Below are 12,711 nucleotides of genomic sequence, written 5' to 3' on the forward strand. Positions count from 1 at the left end.
TACCAGCATCGCCTGCACCCTCATCTGCTACCGCAGACTCACCAAATGAGATGGCTTCTAAAGACCGGGCCGGGACGGACCTTCGAGTCGTTCTCCTTCGGCAACTTCGATCCCGAAAAGGCCGTGATCGACTGGGAATGCCTTCTGGGGCTGTTGGTGCGGATCCCGGCAGGTGTTGTGTCTTCACTTCACTGCTCCCACGGCCGTTTCTGGACCGCCTCCTTGCTCGGCAACTCTGTGGGGGTCTCTTCGGGCTGCTTCGTGGCAGGGGGCTGCGGGACTGTGGTACTGGTGTTGTCGGTGGTGATGCGGCGGATTTTGGCGCGGGTGCCGCCGAGGGCCTGGTCGTGGACCTGCAGGGTCAGAGTCAGCGTCTGACGGTGTGTGCTGCCCGCTCCGCCGCCTGCTTCGGCGCCCGCCTTGACACCGGGAACGCCGACTTCGACTTTCACTTTGCCGTCGCCGGTGTGCCGGAACTCCACTTCCAGCATGAGCTGAGCCTGCTCGATCTCGAACTGTAGTTGCTGGTCAGTGCCTTCGTCTTGCGCCGCATACAGCTCCCGCCGCAGTTCCCCCAACGCCTCCGCCAGGGTGACTTTCCCGTCCACGGTGTTTCCCCGATTCTTGTGCGCCGGGCACCGGCGCTCCCCTGGGAGCAGTCTGTCCCATTCGCCTCGCCTGCCGCAGGGCTTCACGAACCACAAGCCCCTTCGATACTTCCAGGCCGCCCGCCGGTAAGTCGTTCTATGCAGAACAGAGAGATCTAGTGGAGCTGAACTTCTGCACGGCATGAGGTGAATGGGTCAAGCTATGGCGGAGGTGCTCCGTATCGGGGGCATGAGACGAGGGGGATCGAGCATGGCAGGGAGCGCACGGTTGGATGTCTCTGCGAAGCCGCGGGATGCGTCGTGCTGGGCGCAGAACGAGGGTGCCTGCCATCGGCTTGAGCTCACCGAGTCAGGACGGCTGCAGATGCTGGCTATGGAGTTCCACCGCTGCGACGCAGGTGCAACAACGACCAAAGGTCCAAGCCTCAGCGGGACTGTTGGTGGTGGACTGGACAGCGTCTGGCGTCAGGTACTGCCCGCGGACCTCGTACTTTGCCACAGGGTCCGTGAGGGAGAGCTTGTCGCCATCCGGCCCTTCTTTGGCCCCCTGGACCCCCACGATGCTTCGTCACAGCGCCGTCTCAGTACCGAGTACTTGAACGATTTCGTGACGGCTTCCGAGGTCGACGCCGGACCTCGGCCGTGGGAGATATGACGTGGACCCACAACGCTTAGTGATGGTGCACACTACTGCTCCTGATGGTGTGGGGTCTGGGTATCTGGTGGGCCCACAGCTGGTCCTGACGGCCCTGCACGTAGTGCTTCCAAACGGTCAGTGGGCCGTGCGAGTAGGAACTCTGGTGGGCCACCCCCACTACGGGGCTGGCGTGGTGGAGCGGCAAGCCGAAGTCTGCTGGCCCGACCCGCGTGATGGGACGCCGGCCGGAGACGCTCTCGATATAGCCCTATTGTGGCTGAACGAGCCGGTGGCAGCCGTCGGCGATCCGGTGCGCTGGGGTCGACCTGGTGGTGTCGTACCTGTGCCGTTCGAAGGTGCTGGGTTTCCCGCGTTCGCAGCCGATACTGGAAGTGTGGCGCAGGTTGAATATCTGCGTGGAGAGTTACCGGCGGTGTCGACGTCGTCATCGGGCTGGGTGCTGGACTGTCCTGTCTGGCCGGCCCGGGGGCGGGATGGTGGACGGCCTTGGGCGGGTGCGTCGGGTTCGGCAGTTTTTTGCCACGGCCGGCTTGTGGGGGTCGCGGGCGAGGACAACAAAGCGATGGACTGGCGCCGTTTGCATGCTGTCCCGGTCCACGAGGCACTGAGCCTGCCAGGTTTCGCTGATCTCGTTGCCAGGCACGGCCATCCTGGCACCACACCTCGTCTTGAGGTCGTGACCTCAAAGCCCCTGGCCGAGAAGCCAAGTAGAACCGAGGTGTCCTGGCCGGTGGAGGTCGGGCCGGTGCCAGCTCTGGCCTCCGCCTTCCAAGCACGCGAGCTGTTGCGTGCGCAGATCGACGGCGCCCGGGCGGGCACCGGATCGGTGGTCCTGACGCAAGTACTTTCCGGTGGCGGTGGGGTCGGCAAGACGCAACTGGCTGCCGCCTGCGCCATCGATGCCCTCAAGACGGGCGCCGAGGTGGTCGTGTGGGCGACGGCAACTGAGGTCCAGCAAGTGATTACTCAGTATGCGCAGGCTGCTGCGCGCCTCCATCTGCCCCGAGTGAGTGGGCAGGAGCGGGAAGCGGACGCACGCGCGCTGCTGGATTGGCTTGCCACCACGTCACATCGGTGGCTGGTGATCCTGGACGACATCACAGACCCCACTATGATCAACTCATGGTGGCCTGTCAGCCGGACCGGCACCGGATGGGTCCTGGCGACCACCAGGCTGAAGGACGCGCGCCTGACTGGCAGCGGCCGTACCCGAGTCGACATCGACGTCTACACTGCGGATGAAGCCCACGCCTACCTGTGCACCCGCCTCACAGATGACGGCATGGGCTACCTGCTCGACGATCACACCCCGGCTCTCGCCGAAGCTCTGGGACATCTGCCACTGGCGCTGAGCCTCGCCGCTGCCTTCATGATCAATGAAGAACTCAGCTGCACCGCCTACCTGCGACGGTTCAACCACCACCGGACGCGGTTGGAGGAGGCCCTACCCGAGACGGCTGACACCGAGGGCTACGGGCGGCAGATCACTGCGGCGCTTCTGCTATGCCTGGACGCCGTCCAGAGCACCGACACCACCGGCCTTGCCCAGACCGTCCTCCGCTTGGCCGCCCTCCTCGATCCCGCCGGCCACCCCCACGCTCTCTGGACAACCCCATCTCTCCTCGACCACTTGGCCCTCCACCGCAAGCCGAACAACACGGAGCATGCACCACAAGTCACAGCCGACCAAACCCACGCGGCCCTGCGCCTGTTGCACCGCTACGCGCTGCTCACTTGCGATACCCGAGCCGAACCCCGCGCCGTACGCATCCACGCCCTTACCGCACGTGCTGTCCGCGAGAACACCGCTGCTGCGAGCACCCTCGAGTTAGCCACGGCAACCGCCGACGCGCTTCTCAACACCTGGCCCGAGATTGACCAGCCTCACCTGGACCTTGCTGCAGCCCTGCGTACCAACACGGAAGTGCTTACCCGGCACACCCACGACCACCTCCGGCACCCCCAGGGGCATCCAGTGCTCTACCGCGCCGGCATCAGCCTTCTTGATGCGGGCCTCCCCAGCACTGCCATCAGCTACTGGCACGACATGGCCAAGAACACGGAGCGGGTACTCGGCGCCCACCACCCTGAAACAATAACCACCCGCGGTAATCTCGCGAACGCCTACTTCCAGGCAGGGCGCATCAGCGAGGCTATCGACCTACATGAACGGGTGCTGGCCGCCTTCGAGCAGCTGCTCGGCGCCGACCACTCCCACACCCTGACCGCCCGCGGCGGCCTTGCGACCGCCTACTCGCAGGCAGGGCGCATCAGCGAGGCCATTGAGATCGAGGAGAGGGTGTTGGCCGACCGGGAGCGGTTGTTTGGTGTCGACCATCCTGAGACCCTGACCGCCCGCAACAATTTGGCGACCTCATATCGAGAGGCGGGGCGTACCGACGAAGCTATCGAAATGCAGGAACGGGCGGTGGTAGACCGGGAACGGCTGCTTGACGCCGACCATCCCGACACCCTCCTCGCTCGCGGCAATCTTGCGTCTGCCTTCATGCAGGCTGGGCGCATCAGTGAGGCCATCGAACTGCAGGAACGGGTATTGGCCGACCACGAGCGGCTGCTCGGTGCCGGTCATCCTCACACCCTGACCACTCGAGGCAACCTGGCGACTTGCTATTGGCTGATGGGACGTACTGTTGAGGCCGCTACTCTGCACGCGGGGGTGCTGGCAGACCGGGAGCAACTGCTTGGTGCCGACCACCCAGACACGCTCACTGCCCGTAATAACCTTGCGTCCGCCTATTGGCAGATGGGGCGAATGAAAGAGGCCACCGGCCTGCAGGAAGGCGTCTTGGCAGACCATGAGCGGCTGCTTGGTGCCGACCACCCAGACACCCTCGCTGCCCGCAATAACCTTGCGACCATCTTCTGGCATGCGGGGCGCATTGATGAAGCCGTCGACCTACTCAAGAGGGTGTCAGCCGACAGTCAGCGGGTGCTTGGCGCCGACCACCCCAACACTCTCGCCACTCGCGGTAACCTCACTAATGCCCTTCAGCAACTGAAGGATGGCGGGATCAGCGCCTGACGGGGCGAGCTGGCCCGGAGAAGGCCATGGTCGGAAGCCGCGGGTTTGCGATGGGATGCCAGGGGGTGGACGGGTGATCCTCCTCAACGCGCATGCCGCACTTGCCCTGGACCGGCCGGCCAACGGCCTTTGCTTGATCCGGTGAGAGTCATACTCCTTCGTCCATGACGCGGACCTCATCCAGAGGCGCCGGCCGTGTGCGCCGTAGGGGGCCAGGCGGCGTACACCGTATCCAGAGCCGCCTTGAGCTGGTCGGCTTCGGTGGCATCAGTCAGCGTGTCCAGTGCCATGGGGGGGGCGATGCTCGCAGCGAGGGATTCGACTCGGTCTCCCCGCGTGAAGCGCGGAGCGACGACCGACGCCTTATTCGGCGACAATGAGGTGAGTGCAACTGGGAAGGGGGACCGGTGACCCACCAAAACTTCGCGGGCTACTCCCAGGTGAACGAACTAACCCTGGTCATCGCCAGACTGCGGACCCAAGAGCGGATCAGCCTGGACAAGGGGGACAGTCAGGCCGCCGATGACGCAAAGGTCGCTCTCAGTCGTGCACAGTCCCGGCTTGCTGAGCTGTACCGCGAAGGTGGCCTGCTCGACCGGTCGGTCTCTGCCAGCGCCACGATGACCCCGGCGGAGCGCGCCGCCACGGGATGGGAGAGCGTCCTTGCCAACCCGCTTCCGCCGGAGCCCCGCAAGGGCGTCGGGCGCAGAAAGCCGAAGCCGAAGAAGATTGTGACCGTGCCGACTCCGAGGCCGAAGGACTTGGAGCGAACACTGACCTACAGTACGAAGGGACTAGCAGGCGTACTTCGAGCCCGGAAACTGGCGAAGCAGGATGAAGCGGATCTGGCCCGACTGCCGACCAGCGCTCTCGTGTTTCTCCCAAAAGGCACACAGCGGTTGTGCACCGCAGCGGACCTGGAGGCTCTCGGCTGGAGCCGGCACCTGATCACCGAACTGGGTGCTCCCGCAGGCGGGATGAGGTATCACCGGACGCAGCTACTCCATCGCGTCGATGGCGACAACTTTCAGCGTGAGCTCGCGCGGCACTACCAGACCAGGCTGGAGGAGGCGTGGCGCAAACAGCGGCTGCGCGAGCGGAACGTGGAACGCCGCACCCATGAGTGGCAGCGTGAGAGTAAGGCCGCCCGTATGTGGGAGGAGGAAAACGCCCGCTACCAGGAGATACTCAACACCCGGAAGGCGCTGGAAGCGGGTGCAGCCGCCATGGGCAAAGGGCGGCCGGATCTGACTGTCACGCCCATCCGGTACATTCCCGAGCGGGCCACGGGCGAGTCCGGCCGGACTGGTGTAGTCCGAGAGGGCGTATGCCCGGTGTGCAACAAGGGCGGCCTCCCGCATGGCTGGCTTCGGCACCAGCGATGCGAGGGGATGGCCAGGCCGCGGGAGGCCGAGGATGCGATTCCTGCTTGGGCGAAAGTCGACCCGGTGCCTGAGGCGTATGGGTCAGCAGAGTACCGACGGCTGGTCGCAGTGGTTGAGCGGAAGGAGGAGTCAGCGCGTGGGAAGCGGACAGCCGGAGCAGCTCGTCCAGTGCGCATCCCGGAGGCCCGCAGGGCGGTGTTGGAGCGGTGTGAAGGTCGGTGTGAAAACCCTGGGTGCGCTGGCCAGCCGGACGATGTCACGGACAACGGCCTAGCGCTGCTGGAGATTGATCACGTGGACGAGATAGCTGAGGGCGGCCGGGACCACCCGCGCGTGATGGTTGCGCTCTGCCCGAACTGCCACGCGGTCAAGACGCGCGGGCGGACTCGGGCACAGCTGGCCAAGGTGCTGCGTGACGTTGCGGAGCGGGCACACGCGGCCGCGAACGGCGCCTGACCTTACCCTCGCCCGGCGGGTTTCGCGGACTTCGCCCGACGGGTGTGAGCATGCCTGGTCACGCCCGGCCGTGACCTTTCAACAGGATCGCGTTACGACCCCTGGACGAAGCCGCTGTCGGTGCATGGAGGTCGGCGTAGTCGTCGACATCATGTTGGAGGACCGGGTCATGCTGACCGCAGGGTTTCGTGGCCGAAGCCGTGACATATAACGTTCCGTTCGGCAAGTCACGACTCCAGAGGGTTGAGGGCGCTGCCCCCGTACTCTCGTCGACCCGCTCGGCTCGTGGCTGCGGGTGTAGGGCGGACTGCGCGTCCTGCCTGCAGGGTTGCTGGCTGGGAGCCGGTGCGGACGCAGGCCCCTCAAGCCCGTCGGCCTGAGGGACCCGCGTGCCGTTTCACAACCTTTTGACCGGGGCCGATTTCAGGAGGGGCAGCCACTGTGATGGCAGCGCTTGTTCGGCCCGGAAGATGTCGGCGAGTTCGGCGATGCTCAGCACTGTGATCGTGCGTGCTCGGGCGGTACGCCACGACCGGATGAGGCGGTCGAAGACTTCCAGGACCGTCGGCGGGCGTACCAGGTAGGTCTCGTCGTTGGCGAGCATGCGCGCGGCGGCCATGATCTTTGGTTTGGGGGACATAAGGAGCGCGATGGAGCCGCTGGGGGCAGAGGCCTTTCGCTCGGCCTCCGTGTACCTGAGGTGTCCTTGGGCTTGGCGGATATTCTCGGGGCCGATCTCGCCGGTGGCAGTGGCTTCGCTTTTCGCCTCCCAGGTGATCCAACGGGCGTCGTCGAAGATCCAGACGGCATCAGGGGCCGCGGGGTTGGCGTCGTCGTCGTTGCCGTAGCTTTCCGAGGAGCCGGCGAAGGTGCCGAGGTGAACGAGCCCGGCTTCGTAGGCGCGGTACTCGGTGCCTGTGAGACCGGCCCGCGCCTCGGCGAGGGTCTGCTCGAAGCATTCGGAGTCGTGCAGTTCGGCACGGGCGATGACAGCAAGCATCGCGGCTTCATCAAGGGGGTCGAGGTCGCCGAGGGCGGGCGCGTGGGCCCGGTCGCTCGGCGAAGCGATGTGGGCTAGGAAGCCACTCATGGCGCGAAACTGGCACGCGACATGAGGAGTTCGTCGAAGCATGGCGCGGGCCCGCCCGCAGTCTGCGGCGCTGGTGGCACCGCCGACGGCAGCAGCGCCGACGGTGATCCGTCCAGCACTCGCAGTTGCTGTCCTCCGCGGGTGAGGGCGACGCGGTGGTCGGCGGCGAGCAGTTGCATGACTTCGGCCATGGCGCCGATGTTCGTGCGGCACAGCACCGCGTCGGGACGCTGTATCGGACCGACCGCGGTGGCGATGGCCTCGGTGCCGGTCAGTCGGATGGGGGCTTCGGCGAGGGTGAGCCACCGGTTGGCTTCTTCGGCGAGCAGGGGGCCGAAGCGGAAGGAGCGGGTCAGGGTGAGGGGGGTGGCGTCGAATCCGGTCATCACATCTTGTGCGCCGCGCCAGCCGTAGATGGCCTGGGCGGAGTCGCCGACCATGACGAGCTGGGCGTGGGCGCGCTGGGCGGCGAACACCTCCTCCAGGACCGGGTTGGTGTCCTGGGCCTCGTCGAGGAAGAGGAAGTCCGCTTCGATTCTCGGCTCGGTGAGGGCCCACATCTTCAGGTAGCGATCGTGCTCGAAGCGCACCGCGCCGTGGTCGGGGTTCTGCAGGTCACCCCATGCTTTGAGGGCGAACGGCATCACCTGCTGGGCGAGTGCGGTGTGGGCGCCGTCGGTGTTCAGGCCGCGCAGGGGCGGTACGTGGTGGCGGGCCAGGGTGCGGTCGGCGGAGTAGCAGAAACGGGACACGGTGCGCAGCACGGTGTGGGAGAGCGTCCGGGAACTGATCTCCTGATCGCCGATGCGCACCGGACGGGTGATGCCCAGCGCCTGGCCGATCCTCCAAGCGGACTGGCGGGGACTGTTGAGACGGCTCCGGTAGCGGTGGCCGAGGGCGGCATAGGCCGTGGCGTGCGCGGTCTTGCACGTCACCGTGCGAGGGAAACGGGCGGAGGCGTCCCGGGCGATGTCCTTGTTGAAGGCGAGATAACGACCGCGACGAGGGGTGCCAGCGGCGAGCAGACCGAGGGTGCTGGTCTTCCCTGTCCCCGCACCGGCCTGCAGGACGAGATGGTGCCCGCCGCGGAAGGCGTCGGCCGCATGGGCCTGTTCGTCAGTGGGGGTGCGCACCAAGGACTCCGTAAGAAGGAAATGAGGAGGACGAACGCGACCCACATCGACGGCTGCCCGCCCCGGGAGGCGGCGAGGACAGCTGTTTCACGGCGCTGCCAGTGCCCCGTGGCCCTGCCTCCCGTACAGCAGGGCGGCTGCACCCGCGAGGACTTCCTCGGGGGTGTGCTCGGTGAGCAGAGGCGCGAGGCGCTCCTTCAGCCGCCGGGCGCGGCGCTCCTCCTCCCGCGCAAGAGAGGTGGTCACGTGCTGACGCAGTACGTCGCCAGGACGCAGTCCCCGGGCGGCCGCGTCCCGGCGCAGAGCCCGGCCTGCGGTGCGGTCGAGCGCGACGTTGAGCAGGACCTGCCGGTGCCGGTTGGGGTAGTGCGTGCTCAGCACGTCGATCGGCAGATGTGTGTCCAGCCGGCGTCGCAGCAGGTGCAGGGCGGTGCCCGGGCTGGGGGCGCTCTGCACGGCCATCAGCCGGGTACGGTCCGCGTTCAGGGCCAGCCGGCTGCTGCGGGCATACCGGAGTTCGCTGGGATCGGCGGGCCTGGTCAGCAGGATTTCGACGGCATGACACGGCGTCACGGGTGCACCGCTGTCTGCGCCGCCCCGGAAGGGCCGGGGCGCCGGACGCGGGTGGGCAGGCGGGCGTGGACGTGTTCGTGATGGTGCAGCGGGTCGAAGGGCTCCCAGTCGGCCACCGCCAGGTCGGCGGCCGTGGGGATGGCGGCGTGCTGCAGGCAGCGTTGAGCGCGCCAGCGCAACTGTTCGGCGTAGGGGAGACCGGCGAGGTCGTAGACGGCCATGACCGCGGCGGGCAGAGCCAGCTGACCGCGCTGCGCGGTGGCCGGCAGGAGCGTCCAGGTGCCGGGCAGGGCGCCGCAGGAGCAGGTGGTTGGTGCAGCGCTGGCGCCTTCGGGTCTGGGCGACGCATTGAATGTCGTCCACCGGCCGGGCGGCGAGGTAGTGCACGTACAGCAGCCGCACGATCGGACGCGCCGGACGGCAGGCCCGCACACCGTCCCGGGCTACCGGGCCCTGCGCCGGGGCCGGGGGAGAGGTGAAGGCGCCCGCGTCGATCATGCGGCGGGTGTTCACGGCCAGCGACCGGCGCAGCCCGGCCAGTTCGCCAGGAACCGGTGCGGCGTCCCGGGCGGGGCAGACGGCGGCGTGCGGCAGCCGGCACCATCTGCTGCCGTCCCCGGCCGGGTAGGCGGTGCCGGAACTGACGTGCCAGCGGCAAGAGGCGGGTACCCGGGCGGCCGGCAGTTCGTGCGGGTGCAGGCGCACGGGGCGCCGCTGCGGGCCGGTGCCGCGGGGTACCACTCGATGCGGTTGCCGCACTCGCGGCACCTGCCGCCCTGGCCGCAGCGCAGCAGCAGGCTGGCGCCGTCGGGGGAGACCTGCAGGGAGCGGCGTGGGCGGGGGGAGGCAGGGCGGCCGCCCGGGTGCCGGGGTACGGGGGGTGGTGTGGAGCGCATGCGGGCGAACCTGCCAGCCAACACGCCGCAGCAGCGCCCGCAGTGCTGACAGGTCGCCCGGTCGGCCTCATTTCCTGAGACGGATGTGCGAATGGCCGGTCGAGCGTTCGGGGAGCTCTCTGGTTCGGGTGGTCAGCTGCCGCCGTGCGGGCCGGGCGTCAGCCCTCGGGGGAGCCCGGGAGGTCGTGTCCGCGGCACAGTGTGCTGAAGAGCTCGTCGAGCGGGGTACCCAGGGCGTGGGCGAGGGCGTGCCAGGAGTTCAGGGTGCCGATCGTGCGGCCTTGCTCGATCTCGATCAGGGTGCGTCTGGCCAGGCCGCTGCGGGCGGCGAGCTCGTCGTAGGTCCACCCGTGGGCGGCCCGCAGGCGCGCGAGCTCCAGGCGCAGCGCGGTGAGGAACGGACGGATCCTCGTATGCCAGCACTGCCCCCACCACAGCGGACAGGTCGCAGCCCCCTGCCCGTACAGGAAGCTGTACCTTGCCGCCCGCCCTATGCGCACCGCATACCAGGAGTCCGCGTCGGCGGAGGTTGGCCCGGGGGATGTTGGCGCGGTGAACGGTCTCCCCGCCGTCCGGGCCGCTCACCCGGTGTTCAGGCCCACCAGGCCCCGGCTCACTCGCAGTTCCGGGGCGGCCCGGTCTCCTCCTCCCGAATTACACCACCTTGACGGGCAATCAGGGCAAATGTGGATGAAGAGTTGCACAGCTTTCAGAATGTGAGAATTTGGATAATTTTGGGCGCCCGAAATTTCAATCGGCGCTGTTCGGCAGGGCGTCAGGCGGCTCGTTGCACGCCGGGCGCCTCCTGGGCCCCTAGTAGGTGAACATCGACCGGGCCATGCAGGGCCTCGGGCTCACGAAATCTTGTGGCGAGAGCGCGTGATACGAGGTCTCCTCCAGCCGCCGGTGTCGCCGGAGGCGGTTGTTCTCCGATGGCACCGGCGGGTCGGACTGGCCCCGACCTGAAAGGTGCTGTCCATGCATCGTCCGCAACTGGCGCAGGCCATAAGCGGAATTATGAAGTCCGCTATGCGAGGCGCCAAGCGCGCGATGGACGCGGTCCGCCGAGCGATCGCGGCCGCCGACATCTGGATTCAAGATCATTACTGGTTCGTCGTGATCAGCGTGCTGCTCGGTCTCGGCACGGGAACGGGACTGCTGCTGCAGTGGCGGTGGGCGGAGGTCACCGAGTTCGCGCGGCAGATCGCTCCCGTACTGACCATCGTGTCGATCATCGCCAGCACGCTGCTGAGCGTCCTGGCCTGGTTCCGCAGGCGCCGTCACAGGCGCCTGGCCGCGCACGCAGCGACGAACTCCGCTGGCAGCAGCGGCGGCTGATGGAACACCGCAGCGAACACCCGGAGCGCCTGCTGCCCGCCGATGAAGGCGGGCAGCAGGCCTTCGGCCTGCCCAGGGAGATGCGGGAGTTCTATGAGGAACTGCAGCCCCGGCTGCGCCAGCAGGTGCGCTGGTATCTGGGGCCCTACTGCAAGAGTGAGGACGTCGAGCACGCACTGCAGATCGTCTGGGACAAGGCCGCCGACGCCTGGACCAGCAGCTCGCACGATCACCGGTCGGGGCAGTCTGCCCGCCACACGGTCGCATACGCCATCAGCCAGGCGCTCAGCCAGCTTCGGAGCCGGCCGGCTCCCGGCCTCTCCTCTGATGCACAGACGCGAGCCGACACGCTGCGCCGCCTGCCGTTTGCTCAGCGCCTCGAGGTCGCCGTGCACTGGGTTCTGGAGGCGACGGACCAGATCCTCGGACACCACCGAGTCGACACGCGGGATGCCGAACGGCCCTTTTACGACCTCGGCCTCGGCACTCCAGACCTCTGCCGACTGCGAGAGCAGCTCACGCTCCTCACCGGACTGCCACTTGAGCCATCAGCGGCGAGCGCATCGTCCACGCCGATGTCGGTGGCGCACCAGCTCCTTGAGCGCCTGATTCCCGCCGCGGACGACCGTCCCGGGCAAACTGACCAGTTCGAGGTCTTCTACAGGGGTTTTCATCCCCGGCTCCGCCGGTACGCCGGTCACCTTCTGGGATCCGGCTACAACAACGATGTAGACGATGTGATGCAGGCGGTCTGGATAGCTGTGCTGGGCAACTGGTACCGCGTGAGACAGATGGAGTACGTCGAGGCGTACCTTTTCAAAGTCACCCGCAACGAAAGCCTGCGCATACGGCAGGCCACCGTGCGGCGATACCGCTACGCCTCTCCCACCGAGGACATCCGGCTGGTGATGTCCGCCGAGCACAGGAGGCGGCTGCAACCGGACGAAGCGGACCAGGTGCTCCAGGAGGAGTGGCTCAGGCGTTGCATCGCTGAGCAGATCGCGCCCCACCTCTCCCGTCAGCAGCTCGCCATCTTGCTGCTGGCGGCAGCCGGTCACGACAACGACCTCATAGCTGAAGCACTGGGCGTTGCTCCAGCCACGATTCGTGTGCAGCGCCACCGGCTGCGCCGCAAGCTGCAAACTGCGTTACCCCGGGCCTTTTGGAGCAACGGATAGTGCGCTGAGGCCCCCGGCAGCCAGAGCTGCCGGGGGCCTCAGCATGCAGGAGTCTGGCGTCCCTATCCTTTGGCGAGAGCGGGGAGCACCAAACCCTCCTCCAACCAGTGGCTGGAGTTGAGGCAGACGCCGCAACGGCTGCCTGTCTCATTGTGCATAAGCGCTGCAGCACACCAAACCGTTTACACCCACAGAGAAAAAACGAAAACCTCGCCGGCACGCCGCCACTCAGAGCTGCCGAGACGCGCTGTGTCCTCAGCCGGCAGGTGAAGCGGCGCACCGTCAACGGGCCTGGACCTATGCAGAGTTGGCTCAGGCTGGGTGCCGTGCGCCGGTGCTGGCGCTTTGAGGGG

General features: G+C 67.2%; 9 protein-coding genes and 3 pseudogenes. 4 read left to right on the plus strand and 8 right to left on the minus strand.

All coding sequences use genetic code 11. From position 1 onward, the window contains the following. Positions 1-188: 188 nt before the first annotated feature. Positions 189-608, minus strand: a complete 420-nt coding sequence (locus tag IE278_RS39665) for a trypco2 family protein (protein WP_189779881.1) — start codon at positions 606-608, stop codon at positions 189-191. Between the two features lie 677 nt (positions 609-1,285). On the opposite strand from IE278_RS39665, the gene fxsT reads away from it, so the two are divergent. Next, positions 1,286-4,309, plus strand: coding sequence for an FxSxx-COOH system tetratricopeptide repeat protein (gene fxsT / locus IE278_RS39670; protein ID WP_189779902.1), 3,024 nt, complete (start codon positions 1,286-1,288; stop codon positions 4,307-4,309). A gap of 407 nt (positions 4,310-4,716) precedes the next feature. Then, complete coding sequence (locus IE278_RS39675) at positions 4,717-6,150, plus strand: HNH endonuclease signature motif containing protein (RefSeq protein ID WP_189779882.1); 1,434 nt, start codon at positions 4,717-4,719, stop codon at positions 6,148-6,150. 397 nt (positions 6,151-6,547) lie between these two features. Here the strand turns inward: IE278_RS39675 and IE278_RS39680 are convergent, their stop codons facing one another. From IE278_RS39680 to IE278_RS39700, 7 genes and pseudogenes are all read right to left on the minus strand, one after another. Beyond that, a complete protein-coding gene (locus IE278_RS39680; RefSeq protein ID WP_189779883.1) occupies positions 6,548-7,150 on the minus strand; it encodes a hypothetical protein in 603 nt (200 codons plus the stop codon). Between the two features lie 203 nt (positions 7,151-7,353). Beyond that, positions 7,354-8,373: pseudogene (locus IE278_RS39685) on the minus strand (UvrD-helicase domain-containing protein); the annotation flags it as partial. A gap of 87 nt (positions 8,374-8,460) precedes the next feature. Then, a complete protein-coding gene (locus IE278_RS39690) occupies positions 8,461-8,946 on the minus strand; it encodes a hypothetical protein (RefSeq protein WP_189779884.1) in 486 nt (161 codons plus the stop codon). Next, complete coding sequence (locus IE278_RS42730; RefSeq protein ID WP_246571556.1) at positions 8,943-9,167, minus strand: hypothetical protein; 225 nt, start codon at positions 9,165-9,167, stop codon at positions 8,943-8,945. The genes IE278_RS39690 and IE278_RS42730 overlap by 4 nt, the downstream gene beginning before the upstream one ends. Positions 9,168-9,495: 328 nt before the next feature. Next, a pseudogene (locus IE278_RS42735) lies at positions 9,496-9,714 on the minus strand (DUF6083 domain-containing protein); the annotation flags it as partial. Next, positions 9,681-9,842, minus strand: a pseudogene (locus IE278_RS42740) (DUF6083 domain-containing protein); the annotation flags it as partial. The pseudogenes IE278_RS42735 and IE278_RS42740, both read right to left, overlap by 34 nt. Before the next feature lie 158 nt (positions 9,843-10,000). Further along, complete coding sequence (locus IE278_RS39700) at positions 10,001-10,249, minus strand: helix-turn-helix transcriptional regulator (protein WP_189779903.1); 249 nt, start codon at positions 10,247-10,249, stop codon at positions 10,001-10,003. Between the two features lie 622 nt (positions 10,250-10,871). Here IE278_RS39700 and IE278_RS39705 point away from each other — a divergent pair. Together IE278_RS39705 and IE278_RS39710 are read left to right on the plus strand one after the other, a co-directional pair. Then, positions 10,872-11,180: a hypothetical protein gene (locus IE278_RS39705; protein ID WP_189779885.1), complete on the plus strand. Its 309-nt coding sequence runs from the start codon at positions 10,872-10,874 to the stop codon at positions 11,178-11,180. Further along, the gene (locus IE278_RS39710) at positions 11,180-12,358 is read left to right on the plus strand and encodes a sigma-70 family RNA polymerase sigma factor (protein ID WP_189779886.1); all 1,179 of its coding nucleotides are present in this window, start codon (positions 11,180-11,182) and stop codon (positions 12,356-12,358) included. The genes IE278_RS39705 and IE278_RS39710 overlap by 1 nt, the downstream gene beginning before the upstream one ends. Positions 12,359-12,711 lie beyond the last annotated feature (353 nt).

This window comes from Streptomyces tauricus (assembly GCF_014650955.1).
GTDB classification, from domain to species: domain Bacteria; phylum Actinomycetota; class Actinomycetes; order Streptomycetales; family Streptomycetaceae; genus Streptomyces; species Streptomyces tauricus.

Bases quoted from the DNA above. Each gene is read 5' to 3' on its own strand.
- IE278_RS42730 (WP_246571556.1), bottom strand. From the start codon at position 9,167: ATGGCCGTCTACGACCTCGCCGGTCTCCCCTACGCCGAACAGTTGCGC.
- IE278_RS39710 (WP_189779886.1), top strand. From the start codon at position 11,180: ATGGAACACCGCAGCGAACACCCGGAGCGCCTGCTGCCCGCCGATGAA.
- IE278_RS39680 (WP_189779883.1), bottom strand. From the start codon at position 7,150: ATGCTTGCTGTCATCGCCCGTGCCGAACTGCACGACTCCGAATGCTTC.
- IE278_RS39705 (WP_189779885.1), top strand. From the start codon at position 10,872: ATGCGAGGCGCCAAGCGCGCGATGGACGCGGTCCGCCGAGCGATCGCG.
- fxsT (WP_189779902.1), top strand. From the start codon at position 1,286: ATGGTGCACACTACTGCTCCTGATGGTGTGGGGTCTGGGTATCTGGTG.